General features: G+C 63.5%; 24 protein-coding genes. 4 read left to right on the forward strand and 20 right to left on the reverse strand.

What is annotated here, in order from left to right; genetic code table 11:
• Window position 1: 1 nt before the first annotated feature.
• Genes AC1PPL_RS12170 through AC1PPL_RS12185 form a run of 4 tightly spaced genes read left to right on the forward strand, consistent with a single transcriptional unit; the run spans window position 2 to window position 6,690 of the window.
• The gene (locus AC1PPL_RS12170; protein ID WP_479973358.1) at window positions 2–2,845 is read left to right on the forward strand and encodes a DEAD/DEAH box helicase; all 2,844 of its coding nucleotides are present in this window, start codon (window positions 2–4) and stop codon (window positions 2,843–2,845) included.
• A complete protein-coding gene (gene pglZ, locus AC1PPL_RS12175) occupies window positions 2,842–4,863 on the forward strand; it encodes a BREX-3 system phosphatase PglZ (RefSeq protein WP_479973359.1) in 2,022 nt (673 codons plus the stop codon). The genes AC1PPL_RS12170 and pglZ overlap by 4 nt, the downstream gene beginning before the upstream one ends.
• Complete coding sequence (locus AC1PPL_RS12180) at window positions 4,860–5,582, forward strand: hypothetical protein (RefSeq protein ID WP_479973360.1); 723 nt, start codon at window positions 4,860–4,862, stop codon at window positions 5,580–5,582. The genes pglZ and AC1PPL_RS12180 overlap by 4 nt, the downstream gene beginning before the upstream one ends.
• Before the next feature lie 16 nt (window positions 5,583–5,598).
• Entirely contained in the window at window positions 5,599–6,690 is a 1,092-nt protein-coding gene (locus tag AC1PPL_RS12185) for a hypothetical protein (RefSeq protein ID WP_479973361.1), read from the forward strand.
• Window positions 6,691–6,905: 215 nt separating this feature from the next.
• Here AC1PPL_RS12185 and AC1PPL_RS12190 read toward each other — a convergent pair whose 3' ends face one another.
• The 20 genes from AC1PPL_RS12190 to AC1PPL_RS12285 all read right to left on the reverse strand — a co-directional run bounded on the left by AC1PPL_RS12190 (window position 6,906) and on the right by AC1PPL_RS12285 (window position 25,568).
• Window positions 6,906–7,406: a hypothetical protein gene (locus tag AC1PPL_RS12190; protein WP_479973362.1), complete on the reverse strand. Its 501-nt coding sequence runs from the start codon at window positions 7,404–7,406 to the stop codon at window positions 6,906–6,908.
• Window positions 7,403–7,903, reverse strand: a complete 501-nt coding sequence (locus AC1PPL_RS12195; protein WP_479973363.1) for a lysozyme — start codon at window positions 7,901–7,903, stop codon at window positions 7,403–7,405. The genes AC1PPL_RS12190 and AC1PPL_RS12195 overlap by 4 nt, the downstream gene beginning before the upstream one ends.
• Window positions 7,900–8,127 carry a DUF7940 domain-containing protein gene (locus AC1PPL_RS12200; RefSeq protein ID WP_054066618.1) on the reverse strand — a complete coding sequence of 76 codons (228 nt, stop codon included), beginning with the start codon at window positions 8,125–8,127 and terminating at the stop codon, window positions 7,900–7,902. The genes AC1PPL_RS12195 and AC1PPL_RS12200 overlap by 4 nt, the downstream gene beginning before the upstream one ends.
• A complete protein-coding gene (locus AC1PPL_RS12205) occupies window positions 8,124–8,429 on the reverse strand; it encodes a DUF6127 family protein (RefSeq protein WP_115075718.1) in 306 nt (101 codons plus the stop codon). The genes AC1PPL_RS12200 and AC1PPL_RS12205 overlap by 4 nt, the downstream gene beginning before the upstream one ends.
• Window positions 8,430–8,508: 79 nt before the next feature.
• The gene (locus AC1PPL_RS12210; RefSeq protein WP_479973364.1) at window positions 8,509–8,730 is read right to left on the reverse strand and encodes a hypothetical protein; all 222 of its coding nucleotides are present in this window, start codon (window positions 8,728–8,730) and stop codon (window positions 8,509–8,511) included.
• Window positions 8,723–10,750, reverse strand: coding sequence for a hypothetical protein (locus AC1PPL_RS12215; protein ID WP_479973365.1), 2,028 nt, complete (start codon window positions 10,748–10,750; stop codon window positions 8,723–8,725). Before AC1PPL_RS12215 ends, AC1PPL_RS12210 begins: the two co-directional genes overlap by 8 nt.
• 3 nt (window positions 10,751–10,753) lie before the next feature.
• Window positions 10,754–11,149 carry a hypothetical protein gene (locus tag AC1PPL_RS12220; protein WP_479973366.1) on the reverse strand — a complete coding sequence of 132 codons (396 nt, stop codon included), beginning with the start codon at window positions 11,147–11,149 and terminating at the stop codon, window positions 10,754–10,756.
• Window positions 11,146–12,231: a hypothetical protein gene (locus AC1PPL_RS12225; RefSeq protein ID WP_479973367.1), complete on the reverse strand. Its 1,086-nt coding sequence runs from the start codon at window positions 12,229–12,231 to the stop codon at window positions 11,146–11,148. Before AC1PPL_RS12225 ends, AC1PPL_RS12220 begins: the two co-directional genes overlap by 4 nt.
• 3 nt (window positions 12,232–12,234) lie before the next feature.
• Window positions 12,235–13,500 (reverse strand): hypothetical protein, encoded by a 1,266-nt coding sequence (locus AC1PPL_RS12230; RefSeq protein WP_479973368.1) that lies wholly within the window; start codon window positions 13,498–13,500, stop codon window positions 12,235–12,237.
• Between the two features lie 47 nt (window positions 13,501–13,547).
• Window positions 13,548–17,156 (reverse strand): hypothetical protein, encoded by a 3,609-nt coding sequence (locus AC1PPL_RS12235; protein WP_479973369.1) that lies wholly within the window; start codon window positions 17,154–17,156, stop codon window positions 13,548–13,550.
• Window positions 17,156–17,566, reverse strand: a complete 411-nt coding sequence (locus AC1PPL_RS12240) for a hypothetical protein (RefSeq protein ID WP_479973370.1) — start codon at window positions 17,564–17,566, stop codon at window positions 17,156–17,158. Before AC1PPL_RS12240 ends, AC1PPL_RS12235 begins: the two co-directional genes overlap by 1 nt.
• 36 nt (window positions 17,567–17,602) lie before the next feature.
• Window positions 17,603–21,583 carry a tape measure protein gene (locus tag AC1PPL_RS12245; protein WP_479973371.1) on the reverse strand — a complete coding sequence of 1,327 codons (3,981 nt, stop codon included), beginning with the start codon at window positions 21,581–21,583 and terminating at the stop codon, window positions 17,603–17,605.
• A gap of 1 nt (window position 21,584) precedes the next feature.
• Window positions 21,585–22,229 carry a DUF6441 family protein gene (locus AC1PPL_RS12250; protein ID WP_479973372.1) on the reverse strand — a complete coding sequence of 215 codons (645 nt, stop codon included), beginning with the start codon at window positions 22,227–22,229 and terminating at the stop codon, window positions 21,585–21,587.
• Complete coding sequence (locus tag AC1PPL_RS12255; RefSeq protein WP_479973403.1) at window positions 22,204–22,413, reverse strand: hypothetical protein; 210 nt, start codon at window positions 22,411–22,413, stop codon at window positions 22,204–22,206. The genes AC1PPL_RS12250 and AC1PPL_RS12255 overlap by 26 nt, the downstream gene beginning before the upstream one ends.
• Window positions 22,410–22,808: a hypothetical protein gene (locus tag AC1PPL_RS12260; protein ID WP_479973373.1), complete on the reverse strand. Its 399-nt coding sequence runs from the start codon at window positions 22,806–22,808 to the stop codon at window positions 22,410–22,412. Before AC1PPL_RS12260 ends, AC1PPL_RS12255 begins: the two co-directional genes overlap by 4 nt.
• Window positions 22,809–22,819: 11 nt before the next feature.
• The gene (locus tag AC1PPL_RS12265; RefSeq protein ID WP_479973374.1) at window positions 22,820–23,572 is read right to left on the reverse strand and encodes a phage tail tube protein; all 753 of its coding nucleotides are present in this window, start codon (window positions 23,570–23,572) and stop codon (window positions 22,820–22,822) included.
• The gene (locus AC1PPL_RS12270; RefSeq protein ID WP_479973375.1) at window positions 23,569–23,787 is read right to left on the reverse strand and encodes a DUF7210 family protein; all 219 of its coding nucleotides are present in this window, start codon (window positions 23,785–23,787) and stop codon (window positions 23,569–23,571) included. The genes AC1PPL_RS12265 and AC1PPL_RS12270 overlap by 4 nt, the downstream gene beginning before the upstream one ends.
• Before the next feature lie 5 nt (window positions 23,788–23,792).
• Window positions 23,793–24,239, reverse strand: a complete 447-nt coding sequence (locus tag AC1PPL_RS12275; RefSeq protein WP_479973376.1) for a hypothetical protein — start codon at window positions 24,237–24,239, stop codon at window positions 23,793–23,795.
• A gap of 4 nt (window positions 24,240–24,243) precedes the next feature.
• Window positions 24,244–24,546 (reverse strand): head-tail joining protein, encoded by a 303-nt coding sequence (locus tag AC1PPL_RS12280; protein WP_479973377.1) that lies wholly within the window; start codon window positions 24,544–24,546, stop codon window positions 24,244–24,246.
• Complete coding sequence (locus tag AC1PPL_RS12285) at window positions 24,546–25,568, reverse strand: major capsid protein (protein ID WP_479973378.1); 1,023 nt, start codon at window positions 25,566–25,568, stop codon at window positions 24,546–24,548. The genes AC1PPL_RS12280 and AC1PPL_RS12285 overlap by 1 nt, the downstream gene beginning before the upstream one ends.
• Window position 25,569 lies beyond the last annotated feature (1 nt).

A 25,569-nucleotide genomic window follows, 5' to 3' on the forward strand; every position in this document is an offset into this window, starting at 1 on the left:
CGTGGCGGGCGGCGGCTTCAATGTTGGCGATTGGTGCTGGCTGACGCGGCAGGCTGCGTCGTGCCGCGTCATCGATCGGCAGGAGGTGTGGGGCGAAAGTATCTACCGCGTTTGGCTGCCTGCCAAAGACGCAGTGGTGCGGGCGCGCGCCTCGGACCTTGCGCCGCTCGAGAGTGTTCGCCCTACGGTGGAGGAAATCCTGCACACCACGGCGGCGGCCAAGCTGCTGGATGCGCTGGAAGACAACCTGTTGCTCGCGCCCATCCAGTCCAGCGTGGTGCCGCTGCCACACCAGTTGTACGCACTGAATCGTGCCATCAGCCGCGACCGCATTCGCTACCTGTTTGCTGATGAGGTGGGCTTGGGCAAAACCATCGAAGCCGGGCTGGTGTTGCGCGAATTGAAGCTGCGGGGCCGGGTGAAGCGCGTGCTGGTGGTTGCGCCCAAAGGGCTGGTGCGCCAGTGGCAGGCGGAAATGCGCCTGCACTTTGGTGAACATCTGCAGTTCATCGAACCCTCTGAGTTGGCCGCGTTTCGGCAGTGGCGCAGTGGTAACCAGGGGGATGAAGACAACCTGTGGCGTATGCACGACCAGGTGATCTGCTCACTGGATTCGGTCAAGCCGATGGAGAGTCGGCGTGGCTGGAGTCTGGAGCAACTCAACAACTACAACCGCGAGCGCTTTGAAGATCTGATCTCCGCCTCCTGGGATCTGGTCATCATCGATGAAGCCCACCGCATGGGGGGCAGCACCGAACAAGTGGCGCGTTACAAGCTGGGTGCAGCGCTGGCCGAGGCTTCACCCTATCTTCTGCTGCTGTCGGCCACACCGCACCAAGGCAAGACCGACCAGTTCCTGCGTTTGATGCAGTTGCTGGATCGCGAAGCCTTCCCGGACGAAAGCAGCGTGAATCGAGACCGCGTGCGTCCGTTTGTGATTCGCACAGAAAAGCGCTTGTCGATCAATGCCGATGGCCAGCCCCTGTTCAAACCGCGAGTGACCCGGCTCCAAGCGGTGGCATGGCAGGCGCGGCACAACGCACAGCAGCGCTTGTATGAAGCCGTAACCGACTACGTGCGCCACGGCTACAACCAGGCAATGGCGGCCAAGCAGCGCCACATCGGGTTCCTGATGATTCTGATGCAGCGCTTGGTGACGTCCAGCACAGCAGCCATACGTACCACGCTGGAAAAGCGCATGGCGCTGCTGGAGGAGCCTCAGGCGCAACCCTCCTTGTTTGAAAACACCAGCGAGGAAGACTGGGCCGATCTGGACGGCCAGTCGCAAGTGGACTTGGCCATGCAGGCTACTGGCTGGGAGCTGGAAAAGTCTGAGGTGGAAACGCTGCTCGACCTGGCCCGCGAGACCGAGGCTTCGGGCACCGATGCCAAGGCAGAGGCGTTGCTGGAGCTGATTTACAAGCTGCAGCAGGAAGAAAACGACCCGGCACTGAAGGTCTTGATCTTCACGGAGTTTGTGCCAACCCAGGCAATGCTGGCCAATTACCTAGAGAGCCGTGGCTTCTCGGTAGCCACCCTCAACGGCGGCATGGATCTGGATGCCCGCACCAAGGCGCAAAAGGCATTCTCGCAGGATGTGCGCGTGCTGATCTCGACGGATGCTGGCGGCGAAGGTTTGAACCTGCAGTTTTGCCACGTCATCGTGAATTTCGACATGCCGTGGAACCCGATGCGTATTGAGCAGCGCATTGGTCGTGTCGACCGGATTGGCCAGCGGCATGTGGTGCGCGCCATCAACTTCGTGCTGGAAGACACTGTGGAGCACAGAGTGCGCCAGGTGCTGGAAGAGAAGCTGGAAGTGATCGCCCAGCAGTTCGGCGTGGACAAGGCGTCTGACGTGATGGACTCTGCGGAAGCAGAGCCTTTGTTCGAAGAACTGTTCGTGCACGGTTTGCAGAACCCGGCTTCGATCGAGCAGGAATGCGATGCGGTGGTTTCGCATTTGCGCGAAACCTTGGCCGAGTCGAAAAAGAGCAGCGAGTTGCTGTCGGACGCGCACTCGCTGGAAGCAGACGATGCCCGCAAGTGGCGCGACCACCCCGCGCAGTTTTGGCTGGAACGCGCCATCACCTCTGGCTTGGCCACACGCGGCGGCGCAGCAACGAAGGTGGGCAAGGCCTGGCGGGTGACTTGGGCGGATGGCACCGAAGCAGCGCAGGTGTGCTTTGACGCGCGCACCGCTGACGAGAACCCAGAGATCGAGTGGGTGACGCTGGAAGACCCGCGCGCCCGCGCAGTGATCAGCGAACTACCCCGCTTTGTGGCGGGCCAACTCTTGCCAGTGATTCGGGTAACGGGCCTGCCTGACTCTGTGAGTGGCATCTGGTCACTGTGGGAGATCAGCCTGTCCGCAGAAGGCTTGAACCGTAAACGCTACCTGCCCGTTTTCACCAACGAAGAGGGACGCGCCTTTGTGCCGACAGCCAAACGCGTGTGGGATTTGCTGCTGACTGAAACGGTGGTTGTGCACGGGGTTAGCGGCACAGAAGATGCGGTGAAGTGGTTTGGCGCAGCACTGACGGCGGCAAAAGCCCAAGGCGAACGGATCTTTACCGAGTTGCTGGATGCGCATCGGACCCGACTGCAAGAAGAGCGGGAGCGTGCCGACTATGCCTTTGAAGCAAGGCAACAGGCGATCGGTCGCATCGGACTGCCTGCTGTGCGCGAGCATCGCCGCAAACGCCTGCAACAAGAACACGACGCCAGATTGGCTGCGTTGGCCGACGCTGCGGCCAGCGTGCCAGATCTGAATGCGGTCATGATGGTGCGCGTCTCCGCCGAGGTTCAACCCGGCGAGAGCGTGAGGAAGACACAAAGTACATGAGCCAGTGGATTGAACGAATTCTCAGCAGCTTCACAGCTGATCTCGATCGGCTGTGGGTGGCCTGCGATCCGGACGACGTCTTGCTGGACGAGCGTTTGCTGGCCGAGCTGCGCAGCCGTGGCTTCGAGGTCATGCTGTACGAAGACCCGTTCGTGTTCCGCGCCGAGTTTGAAGAGCGTTATCGCACGGCATGGGATCGTGGCGAGCCGGGGTCGACACCCGCTGTGGTCGTGCACTGGCGCGGCGCAGACCCCAATGAACTGCCTTGGGACATTGGGCACTATGGGCGTGTCGTGAGTCTGGGCTTGGCGCAGTTGTTTCCGCGCTTGGCCTACAACGTGGTCAAGCAGCTTGAGCCTGAGCACTTTGCCGCCTTGCTGGAGACGCACGACAGCGAGTTGCAAGGCGTGCGCGGTGAAAACGAGTCGAAAGACTTTATCTTGGAGCGGATCTACCAGCTGGCACCCCGCTCCAGCATCCGCACGGAAAGCGACTTCTGGCGTGATGTGTTGCGGATGCACTTTGCCAACCGTGCGCTGCCCCAGGTCTTTGCCGAGCACGCTGCCAGCATCATCCAGAGCAAGGGGTTGCTGACAGGTCTTCCTGTGGCGACGTGGCTGTCCTCGAAGAGTGCGTTGCTGCGCGTGGTCCAAGATGCATGGCATCGCTACTTGGCGAATCTCGGCATGGAAGGCTCGCGCATTGGCGAACCACCGCCACCCGATTACGTGGCCAAGGTCGACATTCCCTTTGCGCACTCCGATGTGCAGTCCATCGTTGATTCGATGTTCTTGAATGGCTCCTTGCACCCGCTGGCTGTTGAGCTTGTGCCAGCAGGGGCACCAGGCTGGATCAAGGCCGGGATTGTTCAGGACCCACAGGCACGCAACGCTTTCGTGAAAAAAGGGATTGCCAAGCTGATTGATGCGATACCCGGCGCGACAGCCACACACAAAGCCTGGAGTGAATTCGCCAAGCAGTACGGCGAAATCCTCGCGCGCGTGCACGATCTGGGCAATGCCCATGGCGCGGAAGCCATGGAGGACGTTCATGCGCTCGTGAAGACGCTGCAGGAGCAGTCTGATGAGCAGATACAGGCGTGGGTGGCGGCCAAGCACTATGCGGATCTGAGCACGCTGTCGTTCCACAACGGGCCGGTGATGGTGCATCGCATCCCCGACTATTTGAGTTCGCGGCGGAAAGCGATCGGAGCCGACAAGATCGCACTCTTGGTTTTTGACGGTTTGGCCTTGGATCAGTGGGTGCAGATTCGGGAGCGGTTGGTCGAGGCAACGAAGCGCTTTGCGTTCGATGAGGGTACTTCCTTCGCGTGGCTCCCCACTGTGACCTCGGTGTCACGGCAGGCCATGTTCTCTGGCCGTAAACCGCGCGAATTCGAAGAGTCGATCGGCCATACCAACAAAGAAGAGTATCTGTGGAAGGCCTATTGGCAGGAGCAAGGCGTCAAGCCGGGCGAGATTTTCTACCAGCGCTCGTTGCGGCAGATTGAGCAGCTGGATGCCTTGCAAGCAGCGCTGGACGATCGTCGGCCCAAGGTGGTCGGGTTGGTGGTCGACGAAGTGGATGACCGACTGCACAAGGAACGTTCCAAACAAGATGTGGCCTTGTGGATCGCGAACTGGTTGAAAACAGGCTTCGTCGATCGCTTGTTTGCGCTGCTGCTCGACAGAGGCTTTCACATTTATCTGACAGCGGATCACGGCAACGTTGAAGCTGTTGGTGTGGGGCGTCCATCCGAAGGGGATGTTCCAGAAGCTCGTGGCGAACGGGTGCGCGTGTATCGCAGTGAATCGTTGCTGGCGAAATCCGCAGCGGCGAATACCAACTCAGTTCAGTTGGACATCGCTGGACTACCGGCGGGCTATATGCCCCTATTCGCAGGTGGCCGAACGGCTTTTGTTCCCGATGGTGAGCAGGTGGTCGTCCACGGTGGTATCTCGGTTGAAGAGCTGATCGTGCCGTTTGTGAAAGTTAAATATGTGATTGGAAACGAATGAATACATCAGCCCCTCAAATCGGGTTCGATCGGTTCATTCAGCTTGATTGGGCGGCTGCGGCACTGCGGGTTCGTGCGGGTACAGCTGGGCTAGATGATCTGAATGCACTGCTCGACGCAGCCGAGCTTGGCGTGGAGGCCAAGAAAAAAACACGAACCGTCTTGAACAGACTCTGGCTGGAGCCACGCGCCGAGTTGGTGGATTTCGCCGACCGGGCGGCGGCTCTCTACAAAAGCCAGCCGGACACGCCCATTCCAGCGCTGTGTTGGGGTGTGGCCGTGGCCTGCTACCCGTTTTTCGGGAAGGTGGCAGAGTTGGTCGGTCGCTTGTCAGCCATTCAGGACGATTGCGCTGCTGCGGAAGTGCATCGCCGCATGAGCGAGATCTACGGCGAACGCGAAGGCACGCGCCGCATGACCAATATGGTCATCCAGACACAAGCAAGCTGGGGCGCGGTTGAGCGAGTCGAGAAAGGCAAGCGCGTCATCCGCCTTGCACCGACCCCCATCCATAGTGACGAACTCACCGTTTGGCTGATCGAGGCGGCTGTGCGCTACGTCGGCAAGCCCGTATCGGTGAACAGCCTGCAATCGTTGCCGGCCCTCTTCCCGTTCAGCTTGACGAGGCCCTTGGCTTACTTGGTGTCGAATTGCCCGCACCTCGACATCCGGTCTGAGGGGCCGAATAACCAGTTCGTCGCATTGCGCAGCGCGATATGAATAGGGGACTTGGTCGATGACTGATGCTAATCCGAGTCCCGGCGATGAACCCAAGAAGAAATCGCTGAAGTTACTGCTGCGCTCGAAGCCTGTCGCCGAGGTAGATACGTCGGTTGGCCGCGTCTACCTGTATCCGCTGCGGGTACGGGATATGGCCGATTTCGGAAATTTGGAGCCTGGGAATGCTGTCTCTCAGATCAGGACCTTCCTCCCCAGTATTGCCAGTCTGAACGTGGAATCCGATGAGGCTCCGGAACGTGTGCCTCTCGACCCTCAGATCGCGAAGACGCTTTCGGAAGATGAAGTCGAGCAGTTAGCCGAAGCCTACGTGCAATCTTCTGGGTGGCAGACGGTTAGGGAAGAAGGCCAGGATGACAAAGTGCCGTCGAGGGAGCACGGTGAAGCAGGTTCGACATACCTGATTCGTCTGATTCAGCATGAAATTGAACAGCAGTTACAGGCATCGAAGCGGCTTCGAGAGAAGTTGCTCGGCTCCAGTAGCAGCTTATTCGATCAGGTGCGTAAAAGCACATCTGCATTGGGCTCAACTTTGAGCGCGTTTGAAAGACTCACCAAGCCATCGCGTGAATCAGTGCTGGAAATTCATCCCATCCAGACTGAGCACCTCAGTAGGGTGAACAATTTGATGGCTGAGCAAGCACGCGAGCGAGCCAAAGAGCGTGCTGAAGAAATGGAATTGACGCGGCTCACTGGTCAAATGACCGCAGAATCTGCCAAAGCACTCAAAGACTTGGTAGACGCAGCGACGACCATGATGGAGCAGATGGAGGCGCGCGACCAGAAGACTGACCAGTCGACGCGCACGCAAATCAAAATTGCGCTGTGGTCTGTCGCGTCTTCGGCAGTCTTGGCACTAGTCGCAGCAATTCTTGCTGGCTTCTCTTACCTCCAGGACCGTGATAACAACACCACCGGTGATCAGTGGCAGGCGAAAGTTTTGGCCGCCATCGAACAGGGGAATCAGCAACGCTCCGGTTTTGAACGAGAGAATCAATCGCTGCTGGAGCAAGTGAAAGCGCAGGGGACGCGTATCGCCGATCTGGAAGCTTCGCAGCGTGCCTCTGCTAAAGCTAAGACATCAAAGTGAAAACCGGATTGATTGGGTGCGTTTGCCAGCGTGATTCCAACTGTCATCAGCTTGAACTACGACCTCACCCTGTACTGGGTCAAGCAGATCTTCAACGTCACAACAAACGGCAGCTGATTCGAGGACGCGTTCCACAATGGTGATTTCCAGGCAGATTGGGAATATCTGCGACGGCTTTATGGCTGCTGAAACGATCCATGATGACGTCCTGAGCACTATTGCTCGGCGGAAACCGTCATCTCCCTGATCCACGTTTGCAGCGCCCTCAGTTGCTCAGAGTTCTCATGGCAGGTCTGGTAGTTGGCGGCAACGGTTCCGGCGACGGCAGAGAGCGCAATGCCTGCGGCGGCCTCATCAGCATCTCGGGCGGGCTCGGGCAGCTCACCGGCGGCGGCAGCGTCGTGCAGGCGCACAAAGCCACGGTTGATAGTGCAAGCAGCATCGGCTTGAACGGGCACATAGACGGGAACCTCCTTGAAGATGGTGTCGCCCTTCTCGCGGATGACGCGGACGCGGTCGACGTACTGGGTGACGACCTTGACGGTGGCTTGTGCGTTCCGCTCGCGGGCGGCGGCGGTCTGTAGGGCTTGTTGCTGGATGGCGGCATCCCATTGCGCTTGGACGTGGCTCGCACCCTTGATCCAGCCGAAGCCAATCAGGGCGACGCCGAGCGCCGTGAGGGCCAGCAGCCGGTACGGCCACGGAATCGCGCTCACGACGCCTCCCCGATGCACTGCCGGTATTCGGCTTCTCGCCGTATAGCCAGCCCGCCGCACAGCCGCGCATTGGTGGGCAGCGCGCAGTCTTTTCCCTGGAAGAAGCGCCAGCGCAGCAGCTCGGCACAGGCTCCCGCGTAGTCCTCGGCGTTGAGTTTCCTGACCAGCGTGGACTGGCAGAACGCGCGGCTGCCGACGTTATAGGAAAAGCTCACCAACGCGTCGTACTCGTGCTGGGCCAGCGGCACAGTGACGCACTGCTTGAGCGCGCCCTCGAACTGCTGCACATCGGTGAGCGCACGCGCCAGCGCCTTCGGCGGCGTGGTGGTGTCGCCCAGCTTCACCCCGGTGGTGGTGCCGAAACCAATGGTCGGCACATCGCCCTTGACCGGGATCACTGCACGGTCGGTGTACCCCTCGTGCAGCACGATACCGACCAGGGCAGCGGCGGACAGCGTCAGCGCGGCCACCGTGCGTCTTTGCGGTGGCCGGATCATCGGTGCATCTCCGGCTGTGCCACGATGCGAGCCACGGTTGCGCCAATGCTGGCGGCAAAGGCCAGCAGCACAAACGCGCCGCGCGGCAGTACGTCACCGAACAGCGGCACCACCACTTCCGCCGCCGTAAAGGCAGCGGCCAGCAGCGAGAAGCGGATGCTCCAGGCCCGTCGCAACACGCGCTGCCAGTCGTCCAGAAGGCAGATCTTCGGCTTGGCAGTCATTGCACGCCTCCCATCAGTTTCAATTTGATGGCGGCCCCCACCAGTAGCGCGGCCAGGATGCCGGTGGTCACGACCTTGATGGTGGTCTGCCACGCCGTGCGACGGGCATCACGCCACGCTTCCAGCAGATCGCGCAGCTCGCGGATGTCCTTCGCAGCACTGCCGTTCTCCAGCCCGAGATGGGCAAGGCAACGCTCAGCTCCGCGTTCGGCTGCCCGGTCGAGCAGTTCGTCAAAGTCCTCGCGGCGCAGCAGGAGCATGTTTTCCACGAGGGCGGCGGGTTGATGTTCGGGTTCAGTCATTGCGGGTCTCCAGAAAAGCGAAACCCGCCTGATGCACGTGGCACCAAGGCGGGTTCAGGGGTGATCAGGAAGATGGGTTTCAGATTTCGATGATTTCCAGCGTCAGGCTGGGTGCGCCGCCTTCGATGACGTCGTCTCGCACGAACACCTTCTGGCCGATGGCGGCGCTGCCGCGTGCACGGGTCAAGCCGCCGCCGGGCAAGGCGACAGTCACAACGCCGGAGCCGACGCCCACGACCGTGCCCGCCTGTAATGGCGGTTCAGGGATGAGTTGGCGGAACTGCTCGTAGAGGTTATGCATGGCTCTGCACCCCCAGGGTCTGCCAGACCTCCGGCATTCCTGCCTCGACTTGCGTCGAGCGCACGATGCCCAGCCTCGTCACGCTGCCGTCCTGGTACTCGACGAACGCACCCGGCTCGATGATCCCCGTCTCGGCCAGCACCGGCAGGCGCAGGGTCACCTCGATCTGTTGCCCGGTATCAGCCAGAACCGAGATGCCCCGCTGGCGCGCCGCAGCGGCTTCGGTGATCAGCGCATCGACCACCATCGGGGCCAGCACATCCCCGGCAGTCCCAGCCCGGCTCACCTGCCCAAGCACACCGACATCCTGGCCGGACACGAACACGCGGTTGTAGCCGGGCTTCTCTACCCAGCGCAGCGACTCGCGGGCCACCGCATCGACGGGCAGCACGAAGTCTGGCGTGACGGTGTTCCACTCCCACGGCGCGACCGGATACCGGTGGCGCACGCGGATGCTCTGGTCGGACGGGTGCGGGATCAGGTAACCCCCGGCCGCACTGGCAATCGCCACCAGCGCCTCCATCCACGTGCCCTGCTGGGTGAACACGCCGACCGGGACGTTCCAGTCGGTCAGGCCCCAATCGATGCTCCAGCCCAGCGGAATGCCGTTGAGCGTAAGTACGTCTTCCATCAACTGCCGCGCCGTGCGCGCCTGCGGTTGCTGGAAGTTCATCACCGGCGCGTAGGGCGCGGCCAGCACGGCGTTACGCCCTCTTCCTGAGATGCGGATGCTCGCGTCGCCGAACACCCGCTCGCGGCTGATGCTCTCAGCCAGCACGCGAAACGGTGTGCCGTTGACGCTGGCCACCAGTTCGACCGGGCCGCCGTTGCTGCCAGGGGCGACGAGGCTTGTAGCGGCGGCGGGCAGCAGCGCATCGAAGCCCCACGTCCAGGAGGCGGCATCGAGCGCCAGTGAGAGGCTAAACACCGGCACCGGCAGGCCATCGGGCAGCCGGTGCAGGGTCACGTTGTTGATCACGAAATACACCCTCCGAACGGGAACGATTACCGGCTCCCCATCAGGAGGTGGCGGGTCGATGTGGTTTTCACAAACGAACAGCAAGTGGCTGTTTGCTGGGGACAACGCTGCGAACACCAGCTGGGCGCTAGGTGTGTAGCAAGGTTGCGGCGCGGGCGGCACTGGGATCACACAGATGCTGATTCCAGGCGGTGGCGGGACGGCATCCTGATACAGGCCACGCCATCCCCTCGCTGATGGACTCGCGCTCTGAAAATCACTCCCTCGACGCTGGGTGAGCTGCTGCGCGGTTTGCCAAAGGTTCACCCGTCCCGCGCGCTTGGTGCGGTCGCCGTCTTGATGACGAAATCTCGTCGCATCGCGCAGGCGGGACGCGTTCTGGAACAAGCTCAGTCGAGCCAATTCGAGATACGTGCCATCCTGATGCGCGAACCACGTCAAGTCGTGGAAGCGGCGAGCCTGTTGCTGGCCGGTGCGATGCTGCGCAGGCAGCGAGGCCAAGACCGGGGGTAACCGATGGTCGACACCTTGCGGCGCGGCAATCGTACGTCGCCAGAACGTCTTCCAACCTGCGGGCGTTGCAGCCGCATCCTGCTGGCCCTGCTTCGCGCCGTCCTCCGTCTGCTGCGCCACCTGCCAGAGGTGCGCAGTCCGACCCACCGTGGGACGCTGCGTGTGCGACGCGTACCTGACCTCTGCGGTGAACACGACGCCGGGCAGGCTTGCGCCAGCACCAGCTCCCACATTCAAGGGCACGCTCGGGCGCAAGACCAGTGACTGCACCGTGAGGCCCGGCAGTTGGGCCAACAACTCTGCCCGGGCCGGTGGAATGAACTTGATCGTGACGACGGGCAGCGGCAGTGTGGCCCGCACCGTCACATCGTCGCGCGGGGCGATGTAGTTGGCCCCGAACACCAAATTGGCATCGGTGGCGGCCGGTTGATCGAAGAGCAGGTCGACCAGGGGCGGACCGACCACCACGGTGACGGCGGGCGCGGGTAACGTGGCGACCAGGGTCACCTCGTTAGACACGGCAGGCACGGCTTACCCCAGGATGGCCGACACCATCCGGGCGTCACCGCCCAGATAGAGGTTGGTGCTGGCCAGTTTCACATCGCCATCGCCGTCAGTACCGCTGCAATCCAGATCCAAAGCCGTGACTTCGTTGCCGTTGACCAGCCGCGCCCACGTGGCGACGCCGGTGCCGGTGATCAAACCGTCCTCCTGTTGCGTCAGGGTGAGAAGTCCGCCCGCAATCGTGCCTGCGGGCTTGGTGAGCCTGATTTCGACCAACATCGCGCTCGCGGGCGTCGTCGCCGGGGTGGCGGGACGCGTACCGCCGTAAATGCGCAGGCGCGCCGGATTGGTGCCTGCGTCGAGGAAGGCCAAGGTGCCTGCCAGCCGCGCCTCGTTGTGTTCAACAGTGATGGCAACGGTCACGGCATCATCTCCGGGCGTAGGTTGTCCGCGATCACGGCGCGGTACATCTGCTTGTGGTCGTAGCTGACCACGGTGTATCGCTGCGCCGGGTCAAGCAGTTCGAATCGGTAGTTGCCTCTGGTGTCTGACCAGGTCTCGGCGACCAGGACGCGGGTGTTCTCGCTGATGAGCTGCACTCGCCGCGCCAGCGGTTGGTCGGGTTGTCCCTTCTCCTTGACCGTTCCGACGATGAATCCGTGGCCGCTGAAGTGGATGTTCTTGCGTCCGTTCGGAATCGGATGGAACTGCCAGTCGTAGCCACCACCTCGGTTCCACAGATTGCTCGACGGGCTGTTGAGACGCGACAAGTCGACCTGGGAATTGACGCCGATGTTGGCGGCGGGATTGGGCGGCACCGAGGTCGAGCCCCCGGCCAGGGGCAGCAGATCGTCGTCGGCGTTTACGTCCACCGTCGTCGGAAAAGCGGGCAAACCAGACGGGGTGTCGCCTGCGATAGCGTGGACGCGTGCCGTGGCTCCGTACAAAAAGACGCCAGGAATCAGCTTGCCCCGGTAGGCGGCATCGCCAACCTGAAACATCAGCACGCCATCCGCTTTGAACTGGATGAACCGCGCCCAAGGCACGCCGTTAGCGTCAATGGCTCCGGTGATCACATCGCAACGCAGGGTCAGCCGCTGGCCGACATTGAAGGTCGGAGCCACGTCGGCCAACCCAGCAATGGGCCTCGCCCCATCATTGACCCCAACCGTCACCCCAGCCCCGTCACCGAAACCACTGTTCCAACGGGAAACGCTCCAACCGCCATCAAGATGGGCGAACCGGTAGCCTTCGGAGCCATTGCCAGTGGTCATCCACAACCCGATGTGCTTGCGGGCACTTGGGTCGGTCAGCAACTCGACGTCAACCTCGAACCAGAAATCGCCGTGGGCGGTTTCATTGAAGCGCAGGATGGACTGGCTGTTGGGAGCTGAAATGTCGATGGATTGCTGCGCGCTGTTGTGCGTCGCCGACATTCCGCCCAGGACTGCGGTGTAGCCGGTGGCAGGCGCAGTGGCGAAGGACTCGCTCAGCGGGTAGCTCATGGCTTACCTCCACGGCCCGGTGATGTCGAATGCGATCTGCGCGCCTTCGGTTTCCGAGCTGTATTGCGTCCTGACCAACAGGAACCTTCTGCCTTCCTGGCCGACGACGTTGTCGACGATGGTCTGGTCGCTGTACGGACGATCCTGGGGCATCCAGAGCATTCCAGGCAGGATGCCGCGCATATGGCCGTCCTCCTGCCGGACGTAGGTCGGCAGAAGCCACAGGCTGTAGTCGGACCCATTCGGGAACGGCGTTGGGCCTCGGCCGCAGATCTGCTGGCCGTTGTTCGTGTTCAGGGACGTGAGCCCAAACCGCACCGGGTTGCCGAGTTGGGTGTGGTTGCGCAGCAGGACCTTGCCCGTGAAGTCCAGGGACGAGACCAACCCGTAGCCGCTGAACTGGCCGGGATAGCTCCAGTAGTTGCTCATCCCCGAGTAGTTGTCATCGGCAGCCAGCACCGTGGCGTAGTTGTCACCCGGCTTGAAGCTGATGATGTCCCCGAAGCAGTAGCTATTGCGGCCATACCAGCCGTAGCCCGCCGCGTTGGTGCAGAAGAGGAAGAACAGTCGGTCGTCACCGATCAGCACCCAGTTGCGCCCACCGCCGCCGCTGTCACCATTGCTCTCGTACTGGGGGCCACGCGCGTGGAACCACTTGTACCAACCCCACTGGCTGGCAGTGACCTGTTTCCAGTTCTGCGTCGGGTTGTTCGGGTCGTAGGGAGCCTGCGCGCCGACGATGGTGTCGATGTCCGACAGGTCTTCGACGATGCCGACGTTGGCCCACTTGGCCCAGCCCGTCGTGTAGTTGGGCGTCTTGAGGCTGTTGTTGATCAGCAGCAGGTTTTGCGGTGACTGCGGGTTCTTGCTGCGGTAGGCGGCCTTGTGAGTCGCCGAGAACGGTTTCTCCCATCCCAGCGGGGCAACCTTGGCCGAGAGACTCGTCGCCGTCGTGGCGGGCGAGACGGGCGTGCCGGTCACCGCGTAGGTGAACGTGGTCATCGTCGCCGTCAGTACGCGGAACTGCCCGTTGTACTCGGGCTGCTCAGCGCCAGCGATCTCGACCACCTGAAAGGGCTGATAGGCGTGGCCCGAGGAAATGGTGGCCGTGGCGATGCCATCGGCGAAGGTCAATGTATCGATAGCTTTCAAAGCGAAGCCGTTGATCAGGCAAGCATCGAGCATCGTCACGAGATCGCCCCAGTTGTTGGCGATCTGGGGCGCGCCGGTCATGCCGCTGCTGAAGTATTTGACGGTCAGGTCGGTCATAGGAAGTCCTTCGAGAAGGGTTCAAAGATCAGGAGGCACTCACACCATCAAGGTGTGTCGACATCCCCGCGAATCAGCAACGTGAAGTGGTCGTCGGGTACGGACTCCGGCCCTTGCTGGACGGTGCGCACCACCCAGACCGGGAACTGGCTGCCGATGGTGTTAAAGCGCAGCACGTTGCCGGTGGCCCAGCCGTTGCCCCAGCCGAGCGCGGGCAGACGGAAGTACGGCACGCCGGTCGCCGGGTTGTTGGGGGCGCAGTCGGCGCTGGTATTTCCGGTGGCAATCACGCCGACGTTCTCGCCGATGACCTCGAACGAGGTGCTGTTGGTCATCCGAACGACCCAGCGCTCGGTGAGCGCCCCGCGATTAGTAACCGTGATCGGGTACTGGGTGTGGTTGAAGGTGGCGGTGGCGGCGCTGCCGATCAGTTCATCCGACCAACTGCCGTTCCAGGTGCTCTGGTCGAACACGAGGTTCACGCGGGCGAACAGGTCACCGGCCACCAGCGCGCTGGAGACAAAACTGCCAGAGACGGGGTCGCCAGGACTGGCCAGCGGATAGGCGTGGGTCAGCGGGCGCGTGAAGCTGATCTCGCCGTTGATCTGCACGTCGCGCACCACGGCCATGTCCTCGATGCGGTGCTCGATGGTCACTGGCTGGCTGTAGCCGGTCACGTCGGTGAACGTGACGGTGCCTGCTTCCAGATCAGTAACGTAGCCTGTGTGGATCACCACGCCGTTGTGGCCGACCACACGCACGCGCGAAAGACGCACCCGCGCGCAATCGATGGTCTGGCCGTTGCTGACCGACGCGGTGATGCGCCCGGTGTGGCCGACGACGGCGAAGCCTCCTGGACGGAAGATCGGCACACGGCCGTCGCTGGGCAGGCGTACCGGGTCGATGCCCAGCAATGCTGCATCCAGGGGCAGATAGCTGTAGGCCACGGCGCTGTAGCGCAGGCTGGAGGCCGCCACCGGCTCTGGCCGGAAAATCTTGCCGTCTGGCCGCACGTTCTCGGCGTCGAACCACGGCTCGCTCTCGTTGCCCACCGCCGTGACCACGGTGCCAAATCGCACCCGCACGAGGCCGGTTTCGTAATCGACGCTGCCGATGACGCCAGACGCGGTGATCGTGCCGTCGATGCCTGCCGTCACGGTCTGGGTTCCACCCACCGCGCGGGCGAACTGTATGGAGAGCGATCCTGGACGCAGCGGCGCAGCACCGGTGCGGAACACGTAATCGCTGGAGATGTTCTCGCCCACCGTGGTCACGCAACTGGCGCGCGTGATGCTATTGGTCGCGCCTGCCGACCACGAGGTGAGCGTCACCGCACCAGAGAGATAGTTGATACTGCCGCGCGTGACCCAGCCGCTGGGCGTGAATTCACGCAGCGTGCCCTGACCGTTGTCGCCCCAGGGCTGGCTGCCCGCGATGGCAAGCAACACAGTGCCGGTCACCACCTGAGCGTTGACGCCGGGCACCAGCCGAAACGATGGGCTGAACGCGAACGTCTCGCTGTGGTTGCTGGTCGAGCCCGCGCTGTTGTAGCGCAGTTTGACGTAGCCGGACTCGTCGTTCGGGTAAAGCGACGGCGCATCCACGTAGCTGATCCCGCCGTAGTTGAGGCGGAACATCTGGCCCACGCCCGATGCCCATCCAAGGCGCTGCGCCCCGTAGACGGGACTTGGAATCTTGGCAGTGACATCGGGCTGGAACTGCACCGCCCCGGTGGCGTAGTTGACGCTACCGATGACTTGGCCTGCACGCAGCACATTGCCCGCACCATCGTCGCGGGCGTATTGCGTGGGATCGACCCCGTTCCACAAGCCCAGCCCCATCGCCTGAATCTGCTGCAGCGTGTAGACCCCGAGTACGGCGGTGTCCGTAAGGGTGTTCCACTCGATCTCCAATGAACCCGGCTCGATGGAGCCCAGGGTTGCAGTCACCGGCACCTTGCCCTGGCCATCGCGCGAGGGGTGCGCGAAGCTGTCCTCCTGCTTGGGGCCCGCAACGTAGTCCACGGTCAGCAGTGCGCCGACTGGCGGCAGGACATTCGGCGCGAAGCTCAAGAGGTTCTGCGCGACGTTCAGACTACCGGTGGCAGCACCACTGAGCTCGCCAGACGTGGTGGCGGACGCCGTGCGCGTGCCCGTGCCGCTCTCGTGTGGCCAGGTGATGGTGAGCGTGCCCGGCTGAACGCTTTTGCCTTCGGGCGGGGCAAGCAGCAGGGCCTGCGATGCCTTCAGAGCGGCGGTTGGCTGCTGCGTTTCCTGGGTCGGCACGTTCCACGTCAGGATCAGCGATGAGCCCACGTCGGGCAGTGCCCCCAAGGTCACGACGAAGGCCCCGGTGTTCTTGTTGAAAGTACCCGCGCCATAGCTGGCATCCAGCCCTTTGAGGGAGCCATTGCCGCCATCCGAAAGCACGTACCAACGGCCCTGCGCCATGTAGCTGATGGCAAGCGTGCCGGGTTGCGGCACCGGATTTACGGTGCCGACGTAGGACTGGCTGCGCGATTCCGGCGTGACCGCGATCTCCGCGCTTTGCGGCGCGCGCTGCAGTTGTGCAGCAGGTATGTAGGTGATGGCCTTGCTGTTGGACATCGAGCCGGAGTTCAGGCTCAGGATGCCGTTGGCGTAGTCGATGGTGCCCAGCGTGCCGCTGGCGGTCTTGAGTAGGCCCGCATCGTCGAAGATCGTGATGCCATCGGTGACGATGGACAGCGACCCCGGCAGGCAGCCACCCGGCAGGTTGAATTTGATGCTGGTGTTCCAGGCGTGGCTGGCCGTGTAGCTCACGGGTGCCGCGCCCGGTACCGGCAACCCTGCTGCGGCGTAGGGTGGCACGAAGGAGATCGGCGTCTCGGTCTGGGCGCTGGGCACGAGCTGCGTGTAGATGGACGCGCCCTTGATGGTGAAGTCGCCCACATTGGCAGCCTGCGTCAGCGGCACGACGCCGACGTAGGTGCCCGCGTCGGCCACCACCGTGTCGCGCGTTTTCGTGCTGTTGGTTGCCCGCGTGAAGGTTCTGCTGGCGGGCGAGCCCGTGAAGTCAAAGCGCAGCGCGTCGCTGATGGCGACGGTGACGACCGCCGCCTTGTAGTCCTGGTCGGTGTTGTAAGTGAAGCTGCGCTCGACCACCGACACGGCGGTGGCGCGGATGTACTGCTCTTTCTGCGTGGGCAGTCCTTCGTTCTCGATCAGGACGAGGGTCTGGCCGACGTTGGGCACGGCGTCGCTGAGGCGTTGGAAGAGCTGGATCACCCGCTGGCCCGCAATGTGGTTCTCGAACAGGTAGCCCGCCCACTCCGGCCCTTTGTTGAGGTAGGCCTCGATTCGGGTCTGCGCCTGCTCACGGGTGTCGAAGGTCTTGCTGGTGGAAAACAGCGTGACGCTGACGCGCTCGTCCTGCGGCGGCTCAGCCACGATGACGTTGGCCCCGAAGTAGGTGTCGGTGTCATCCGTGGCCACTTGCACGAAGCTCTTGCGCAGGTTGACACGGCCTCCGGCGCGATCCAGCTCGGAGATGTCGGGGAAGATGGCGTTCGATACGCCATCGGCAATCACGAGGCCCGTGGGCGCGCCGCCGCCTTCGGGCACGTCCGCCATCACGGCGGACTTGAGCAGCTTCACGTCGCCAGATTGAATTGGCATCAGGCAATCTCCAAAAATCGAAGGGTCAGTCGGTAGAAGTCGTTGCCGGATCGCGCCGGGATGCCCAGCACGGGTTCGGCCTCGATGGCGACCTCCTGGTGGCGGAAAGCGACCGTGAAGACCCGGCCATCGGCGAAAGTGAGTTCGAAGCGGCCTGTGGTGCCGCCCACCGGAATCGCCGCCCACCCGCGCAACTGCTCCACGGCGGCACGCGTCACCCAAGCCATATCGGGTGCGCCCACCAGGGTGATCGGGCGGCCTGCCTGCCGGGTGGCCGACTGAATCAGCAAGGCCCCAGTGATCAGGTAGGACGCATTGCCAACCGCAGGCGACCAAGCGTGCTCGTCGCTCCACAGCAAGTCGTCCGGCAATGGCAGAGCCACCCCGGTGTCGAGGTTCTTCAGTTGCATCGGGAAACCCTCAGGCAGAGAAACAGGAGCGCACGGTCAAGCCGTGCGGGCGCGGGCGGCGTCCAGCAGTTGCAGCAGTCGCGCTTCGTCGCGCGCATCGACGGTGGCGTTGACCTTCTGTTGTCCAGAGGACAGTTCCACGCGTACGGTGCGGGTGGGCGTACCTTCGGGCAACGAGGGACGTGGCAGGCTGCGGCTTGCGGGCTGCACCAGACCGCCCGAGGCAAAACCCTGGATGCCCGCCAGCGCACGCCCGGCCAGGGCCTGCGCCGGGGCAGACAGGTTGTTGATGGCTTCAAAGAAGCCCACGCCAAGGCGCGCCACCACCGATCGGTTGACCACGTACTCACCCGGAGTGAGCATTGCTGGCACGGTGTCGGATTTGGACAGGCCGCCCTTGGCGAAAAACTCGCCGTCCAGCGATTCCATGTAATCGATCAGATCCCGCTCAAGATCCTTGCCGTAGATCATCGGCTGGGCCATAGCGAAGCGCCAGCGTTGCTTGATCTGGTCGAGGTTGGCGCGCTCGTTGGCGGTGAGCGTCTTGCGGTTGATGATCTTTTCCAACGCGGAGCGATCCTGACGCGCCAGAGGCGTCCAGTACGCGAAGGTCTTGTCGCGGGCGTCCAGACTGCCGCTGTAGCTGATCTGCCCCAGGCCTTGCAGCCCGAGTTCGATCATTTTTTCGGCTTCGACCACGTCCCGGTTGCGTTTGGGCTGGGTCACCGTGACCGGGCCACCCTTGGCAAAGTGCGCCACACCACCCATCGCCCGGTTAGCCAGTCGCGAGAGCGCGCCGCTGCCGTACTTCTGCACCGCCGCCTTGCGGATCACGAAGGCCCCGGCATCCAGGGTGCGCGGCACGGTGTCGTGGTGGCCGGAGCCGGGCACCGAGCCACCGATCATCCGGGGAAAGGCCGGAGCCACCGCACCGCCGTCGGCAAACCGCCGCACGCCACCCACCAGACCACCAGTGGCATTGGTTTCCACCTTGGTCACGTAGATGGTGTGGGTGCTGGAGGTGTTGCACCCGTTGAGGCTGTCGATCTCCGCGCGCACCGCACCGACGTTGCTGGCCACCTGATGCTGAGATTCGGTCTGGATGCGATCCAGCGCCTTGATCATTCCCTCGACGTTGGTGATGGCCGCCTGCGCCTTCTCGGTCGCCACCTTCAGCTCGAACTGTGCGTTCTGGTCAGCGTAGGTCTTGAGCTTGTCCAGCGCTTCCTTCGCCTTGGACACGTCGGCATCGACCGGCAGCGTCTTGCCGTCCTTGAGCAGCGCCTCGTATTCCTTGAGCTTCTTCTCCGCTTCCTGCAGGTCGGCCTGGATCTGGAGCAGGTACTCCTTTTCCGCCAGGGCCTTGTCCAGATCGGCGATGGCCTTGTCGAAGCGCGTGGTGTCAGCGTCGAGCGTGACCTTCAAGCCGTCCTTGAGCTTGGCGGTGATGTCGTCGATCTGGCGCGTGGTCTCGGTCAGCGTGCGCTGAATCTCATCGCGTGCGGTGATCGCCGAGCGTGCCGCCGTCTGGTGCGCCTTCGCTTCGGCATCGAGCGTCTGGTTGAGGATTTCCTCGGACTGGCGGATGCGGTCGATGGCGTCGCGCACGCCCTGTTTGCCTTGCGCGGCCTGCGCGTCGGCGTCCTTGGCCTTCTGCGCCAGTTCGGCGCGCAGCTGATCGGCCTGCCGCATCAAATCGGTGGCCTGCTGGTATTCCTGCCTGCGGTAGGCCTCGCGCGACTGCGCTTCGAGCTGCGTGACCTGCGACACCGCCTGCTCGGACTGCTTGCGCGCTTCCTCGCCGCGCTTGGCCTCGTTGGTCTGGCTGGTGGCCACCTGCGCGGCCATGTCCATCGACTTCTGCGCGAGCTGGCGGGCAAGTTCCAGTTCCCCGTTGGCCAGCGCCCGGCGCGCCTGCTCCTGCATCTCGGTGATCTGGCGTTTGCGATCCTCGGTGGCCTCGTACTCCGTCATGCCCTGACGGCGGATGTCGCGGATGCGCTCCTCCGTGGACATCGACAACTGGCGCTTGGCTTCCTCGATGCGCTGAACTTCGGCCAGATGCCGGTTGGCTTCGGCGTTGAGGGCGTCGATGTGCTGGCGGTACTCGGAGAGCGCCTGCGTCAAGGTCTGGCGCTTGGTGGCGAGGATGTCGTTCTCGACCCGCTGCACGTTGGCGCGGCGCTCTTCCTCGGTCAGGCCTTGCCGGGCAGCGGCGTCCTTGCGCGCTTGCGTTTCCTGATCGATCAGGCCGAGCGTCTCGGTCGTGGCCTGACGGCGCAGGGTTGCCTGCTGGGTCAGCGCCTCGGTGAGCAGCTGGGTGGATTTGGTGATCTTGGCGGTTTCGGACTGCTGGGTGCGCTCCAGTTCCGCCTTCTCCTGCTCGTAGCGGTTCTTCACCGCCTGCACCTGCTGCGCGAGACTGGCCTCGACGATGGAGGTCAGCCCCTTGTAGGCCTCGGCCATCTTGGCGGTGGCGTCGTTTACCACGCCTTGGGCCTTGCCCACTGCCTGTTCGACCTCGCCGAGCCGGGACTTGAGCTTTTCCAGCGCGGCGTGGACGGCCTCGATGCCGCGTCCGACCGCTTCCTGCGTGCCCTGGCGCACGGCTTCGAGCCGCTTGGCGATTTCCTCGGCGGCGGTCGCGGCGGTGTGCATCGCGCCCTTGGCCGCGTTCGCGCCTTCGGTGGCGTCGGCGTACATCTCGGCGAAGATGCGATTCATCTCCGCGAGCCGCTGCTCGTGGCGCTTGGTGGCTTCGGCGATGGTGTCGGACGTGAAGATGGCGGCGAACACCTCCCACTGGAAGCGCAGGTGCTCGATGCCCTTCATCAACACCTCGACCATGAAGATGCCCGCCTTGCGGACGATCTCGAACTTCTCCGACAGCCACGTGCCGATCTCCCAGCCGATGATGGCCGCACCGAGCACGACGAAGGCCACGCGCAGCTTGCCGACCGTGGCGATGGCGTTCGACACCGACAGGTTCGCCGTCGCCCACGCTGCCGCCGTGGTGCTGGCCGCCGTCACTGCCGCAGCGCCCGCCGTCTGCCACGCGATGATCAGCGCCGGAATCAGGCGGTAGACCAGCACCGCGAGGCCGACCTCGGCGATGCGTCCCAGCCACTTCATCACCGTGTCCAGGTTCTCCGACAGCCACGTCAGCGCCTCGGCGAGCTTCTTGGTGAAGCCGGTCGATTCGTCGAGTTTGCTGATCCACTGGCCGAAGGCGTTCGACAGGCGCGTGAAGGCCTGGCTGACGGTCATCGGCAGTTGCGCGTACTCGGCGGCCAGCTTGTCTTTCTGGCTCATCAGCGCGTTGACCACCACGTCGGCGGTGAGCCGCCCTTCTTCGGCGAGCTTGCGCAGCCGTCCGATGGGCACGTTCAGGCCATCGGCGAGCGCCTTGGCCAGACGCGGGCTGTTCTCGACGACGGAGTTGAATTCCTCGCCGCGCAACACGCCCGAGGCGAGCGCCTGACCGAACTGCAGCAGGGACGACTGCGCCTCGGTGGCCGATGCGCCGGAGATGCGCAGCGCCTGCGAGATGCTCTCGGTCAGCGAGAGCGCGTCCTTCTGCTCGCCGCCCAGCATCCGCACCGCCTGCTGGAGCTTGCCGTAGAGGGTGGCCGTCTCCTGGATCGGCACGCCGATGCGCTGCGCGATGGCGAACAGTTCCTTCTGCGCGACCGTGTATTCGCGCTGGCCTGCGGTGGCGAGCTTCAGGCGCGCAGACATCATGTTCCAGGCGTCGGCGATCTGGACGATCTCCTGCACTTTGCCCGCCGCCCAGTTGATGGTGAGGAAGGCCAGCAGCTGCGTCTTGGCCTTGGCGACCTGATCGCCGAAGGCGTTCATCCCAGCCTTGACCTCGGCCATCCCGGCGGCGGCCTTGTCGCCTGCGGTCTTGGCGCTGGAGCCGAACCCGCCGAGGCTGCGTTCGGCCGAGGTGATGGCGCGCTTGAGCCCCTCGTCGGCCCCTTCGAGCGCGACGAGGATGGAAATGCGGTTCGCCATCTCAGTCCACCAGCCGCAACTGCTTCTCGATGCGCGCGCTCAGGCGCGGGATGCGAGCGGCGACGATGCGTTCGACGTTCAGGCGCTTCTTGAGCTGCACGCGCGGCACCAGCACGGCGATGGGCACGTCGGCACCGCGCTTCAGCTTCTTGATGCCCTCGGCTTTTCGGTAGCGGCGCTTGAAGCCCGACAGTGGACGGTCGTGTTCCTTGATGTTCTCGGCCATCAGCACGATGTTCCCCTTGGCGTTCTTGATGAAATAGGCATTGCCGCCGCGCATCAGCTCGGCGATCTGCGCCTTGAAACGTTTGCGGCCCAAGCGCCCATGAAGCGGGATCAGCATCCGGCCGCCAATGACACCGCCACGTTCATGGATACCTGACCACGGGATGCGCGAGCCGACGTAGAGCGCGGGCAGTCGGTTCTTGTCTTTGTCGAGCACCTTGGCGGTGAAACCCTTGACGAAGGACTTCTTGACCACCGTCATCTGGCCCGCGACGTGGCTGCGCACGTCCTCTTTGAGTTCGGCGGCCTCGCTGGCGATGCCGCGCGCGACCGCCTGCTTGACCTTGTCGCGGAACTCGCCGCCCCAGCGGCGCAGTTGCGCCTGCGCGGCCTTGCTATCGATGCGAACCGAGATGCGCATGGTCTTGGAGCCTGTCGAGGGTCTGGTCGAGGTGACGGGCTTCGCCGCGCGCGCCAATGGCGATCAGCGAGAGCAGCCGCGCATCGCGTGCGGCGTCCTCCCGCGCGGTGGCGGCGGCGAAGCCGCGCACCTGCGCCAAGGTGTAGTCGAGGATGTCCGGCAACCGGTGGCCGTGGGCGATCAGGTGCTGGACGGTGTCGAACCAGCCGTGGCCATTGCTGCCGTCGCGCCCGTCCGCGCGATCAGGCCGTCGAGCCGGGGCATCACCGTCCGCGTAAAAAAATCGGCGTTGACCTCGATCACTTTGGCCGCCAGCAGAATGGCTTCGTCGGCGGCCAGCTCATCGACCCACGCGCGCGGTTTGCCGACGGCAATCGACACCGCCGTCAGCAGGTCGTCGCCGCGCTCGCCGAACAGCGCCAGCCAGTCGATACCGTCGCCGCCGATCTGCTGCATCACCGGGGTGATGGCGCGCAGGAAGGCGGGCATCTGGCCGACCTTGAGGGGCTTGATGGCCAACGGCTCCCCGTCGATGACCAGCTCCACCGCTTGTGGGATGAGAGCTTCCAGATCGCTCATGGCAGTCCCCATCACAGTTGCACGATGCGGCCGAACTGGCCCAGCACCGCGTCATAGGGCTTGGTGGTGTCGGCCAGGAGCGATCCTTCCAGTTCGAACTTGTTGTACTCGTCCGAGATGAAGGAGATTTCCTTCAAGGGATCGAAGGCTACGCGGTACAGCTCGACCAGCACCTTGGCGTTGCCCTGCGCGGTGTTGATGCCTTCCAGGCGCAGGTAGCGCTCGGGCAGCGCCTGCGTGAAGATGCCGATCTCGGTGGCGACGCCGTAGCTGTAGGCGGCCTTGAACGGTGCGGTGAAGCCGGTGATATCCAGAAACTGGAGGGCACCGAAGTCGATGTCGGCGGTGTAGTGCGTGCCTGCGGTCAGCGTCGCGGGCGTGCCCGCCGAGTCGGTCACCACCAATGCCGACACCTTGGGATGGGCGAAGAAGTAGCGGTCGCCGACCACCGGAGCAGCGCCGCCGATGGTTTCGGCGGTCACAGTGCCTGTGCTGCCGGTGATGTGGTTGCCGTACAGCGCCAGCGCGAGGTTTTCTTTGGTGAACTCCTCGATGGTGAGGTTCACGGTGGCCGATTTCTGCTTGACCATCCGGTGATCCAGCGAGCGCTGGCCCGTCTGGCTCTCGTAGTGCTCCAGCACGTCGGTCTTGAGCGAGAGCTTCAGCTCGGCGACGTTGCCGGGCGAGCGCACTTCGATGGGAAGGCCGTCGATATCGCGCTTGCCGAGGAAGACGCGGCCCTGAAAACTGGCGTAGGTGCTCATGATTTGGATTCCTTGCGTTGGGTGGGAGTGGGTTTGGCTTCAATGGGAGCGCTGTCGCCTTCCGGCTGCGGCACGGGTGCGAGCTGGCGGTCGTGGCGGGCGATGCCGTTGGCGATGAGCCAGTCGGCGGTGCTGCCATCCACATCGAGCCGTTCGCCCGTCTTGTGGGCTTGGCCCGCGTGGGTATGCGGGTGAGTCAGAACGATGGCAGTCATGGGTGTCATCCCTTGGTTGAAAGATCGGTGTCGAGCGTCCGGTAGGTGATCGCGTAGCGCGCGGGAATAGCGGCGGCCACCGCGTCGGCGTCCTCGATGTCCCATTCGCATTCCTGCTCGCGGATGCCCAGGCACAAGCCACCCAGATTCCGGTCGGCCAGCAGCGCGGCGTGGGCGGCGGTGAGCAGCCGGTCGGCTTCGGTTTCCGGAATGGCGGGTGGAACGGCCCGGGCCAGCGCCACGATGCGAACGATCAGTTCTCTGGTGACACGGTCGTTGGCGCGCTCGTTGATGGATTCAGACTCGGGGAACACCACCAGGGCCGGGCATTGCTCCCGGCTGATGGCCACCGTGGGCGAGCGGTGTAGCGTCGCACCGAGCGATTCCACGGGCGTTCGAACAGCCGCCATCACCGCGAGCAGGATCTGTTCTCGGATCGAGTTGCCGGACACGGCGCTACACCCTGGTGAGCTGCGCGTGCATCTCAGAGCCGTCGCCCACGGCCCGAGTGCTACGCACCTGATAGATCACGCCATCGATCTCGACCGTGTCGCGTGCTGCCAGACCTTTGAGGACCGATGCCGGGTAGGACATCTGGTAATCGGTGGTCGAGGCCAACCCGTCGAACACGGTGTCGTCCGGCGCAGTGAAGCCGACCGCGTGCGTCTGCAGTGGCGAGCCATCGGCAGGCTGCCACCGGCAATCGCGCAGCAAGCCCGCGTTCAAAGCGGCGGCATAGACCTGTTCGACGAGGCCCATCACGACACCGTCAACTTGATCAGCACGCCCGGGCGGTGGCACATCGGCAGCGGGTTCGATTGCGTGTGCAGATCGGTGCCCCGGTCGAATTTACGCGGCTCCTGCTTGGCGTACAGGGGCTGGCCGATGGTGTTCACGGTCTCGTTGAAGTCCGCTGGCGCGAAGTAGGTCGCGAAGGTATCCACCGTGCCGACCGGGAAGGCATGGGCTTCACCGGCGGCGATGAAGCGGCGCGACCCCAGCGTGCCGTCGGCCTGCACAAAAGACGCCTGGCCCCGGTATTCCTCAAAGGTGATGCCGCTGTAGCTGAAGCCCGAGCGCATGTCGTTGATCAGCACCGCGCCCTGTTGCCAGTTCTGGTAGGCGGTCTTGACCTCCTTGTGGGTCGTCAGCGCCCGGAAGAACTCGGTCGAGCACAACACATGCACGCCGGTCGAAAACTCGCCGGTGAGCCCATCTTCCATGAGCCCAAGCAGCTCCAGGCAGGAAGTCTTGATTTGCCCGTTGTCGGCCGCCGTCGAAAACTCGAAAGACACCGATTGCGCGGTGATGTCGAACTCATCGAACAGATCGACGAGCTCACTGCCGTCGGCATCGAGGATCTTGCCCTTGAGCGCGCCCATGCGCAGGTGCTCCAAAGTGATCGCGTGCTTGTTGCGCATGGTCTCCAGATGGCGGGCCATGACGCCGCCGATGGCTTCCATTTCGGTTTCGGAACCGAAGGCGCGCAGTCCTTGCACTTCCTCTGGCAGCACCACGTCGTCGTGGGGGATGTGCGGGATCACGAAGGAGCGCAGGTTGCGTTTGCCACGTTCACCCACCGTGCCGGGCGAACCGGGCGCGCGGGTGGGCAGCAGGTTCAGACGACCGGCGTACTCCTCGACGATGATCTGCCGGGTGCGCACAGGCTTGGCCGGGAACAGGTTGAGTTGCTCCAGCCGCCCGTAGCGGTTGGGCAGGAGGTTGATGGCGGCCGTCAGGCTCGCCATCGAGAAGCCGGGGTTTTCAAAAGGGTTCTGCATT

This window comes from Diaphorobacter sp. B2A2W2 (genome assembly GCF_056730635.1).

Bases quoted from the DNA above. Each gene is read 5' to 3' on its own strand.
- pglZ (WP_479973359.1), top strand. From the start codon at position 2,842: ATGAGCCAGTGGATTGAACGAATTCTCAGCAGCTTCACAGCTGATCTC.
- AC1PPL_RS12180 (WP_479973360.1), top strand. From the start codon at position 4,860: ATGAATACATCAGCCCCTCAAATCGGGTTCGATCGGTTCATTCAGCTT.
- AC1PPL_RS12185 (WP_479973361.1), top strand. From the start codon at position 5,599: ATGACTGATGCTAATCCGAGTCCCGGCGATGAACCCAAGAAGAAATCG.
- AC1PPL_RS12195 (WP_479973363.1), bottom strand. From the start codon at position 7,903: ATGATCCGGCCACCGCAAAGACGCACGGTGGCCGCGCTGACGCTGTCC.
- AC1PPL_RS12200 (WP_054066618.1), bottom strand. From the start codon at position 8,127: ATGACTGCCAAGCCGAAGATCTGCCTTCTGGACGACTGGCAGCGCGTG.
- AC1PPL_RS12205 (WP_115075718.1), bottom strand. From the start codon at position 8,429: ATGACTGAACCCGAACATCAACCCGCCGCCCTCGTGGAAAACATGCTC.
- AC1PPL_RS12210 (WP_479973364.1), bottom strand. From the start codon at position 8,730: ATGCATAACCTCTACGAGCAGTTCCGCCAACTCATCCCTGAACCGCCA.
- AC1PPL_RS12225 (WP_479973367.1), bottom strand. From the start codon at position 12,231: ATGAGCTACCCGCTGAGCGAGTCCTTCGCCACTGCGCCTGCCACCGGC.
- AC1PPL_RS12230 (WP_479973368.1), bottom strand. From the start codon at position 13,500: ATGACCGACCTGACCGTCAAATACTTCAGCAGCGGCATGACCGGCGCG.
- AC1PPL_RS12235 (WP_479973369.1), bottom strand. From the start codon at position 17,156: ATGCCAATTCAATCTGGCGACGTGAAGCTGCTCAAGTCCGCCGTGATG.
- AC1PPL_RS12240 (WP_479973370.1), bottom strand. From the start codon at position 17,566: ATGCAACTGAAGAACCTCGACACCGGGGTGGCTCTGCCATTGCCGGAC.
- AC1PPL_RS12245 (WP_479973371.1), bottom strand. From the start codon at position 21,583: ATGGCGAACCGCATTTCCATCCTCGTCGCGCTCGAAGGGGCCGACGAG.
- AC1PPL_RS12250 (WP_479973372.1), bottom strand. From the start codon at position 22,229: ATGCGCATCTCGGTTCGCATCGATAGCAAGGCCGCGCAGGCGCAACTG.
- AC1PPL_RS12260 (WP_479973373.1), bottom strand. From the start codon at position 22,808: ATGAGCGATCTGGAAGCTCTCATCCCACAAGCGGTGGAGCTGGTCATC.
- AC1PPL_RS12265 (WP_479973374.1), bottom strand. From the start codon at position 23,572: ATGAGCACCTACGCCAGTTTTCAGGGCCGCGTCTTCCTCGGCAAGCGC.
- AC1PPL_RS12270 (WP_479973375.1), bottom strand. From the start codon at position 23,787: ATGACTGCCATCGTTCTGACTCACCCGCATACCCACGCGGGCCAAGCC.
- AC1PPL_RS12280 (WP_479973377.1), bottom strand. From the start codon at position 24,546: ATGGGCCTCGTCGAACAGGTCTATGCCGCCGCTTTGAACGCGGGCTTG.
- AC1PPL_RS12285 (WP_479973378.1), bottom strand. From the start codon at position 25,568: ATGCAGAACCCTTTTGAAAACCCCGGCTTCTCGATGGCGAGCCTGACG.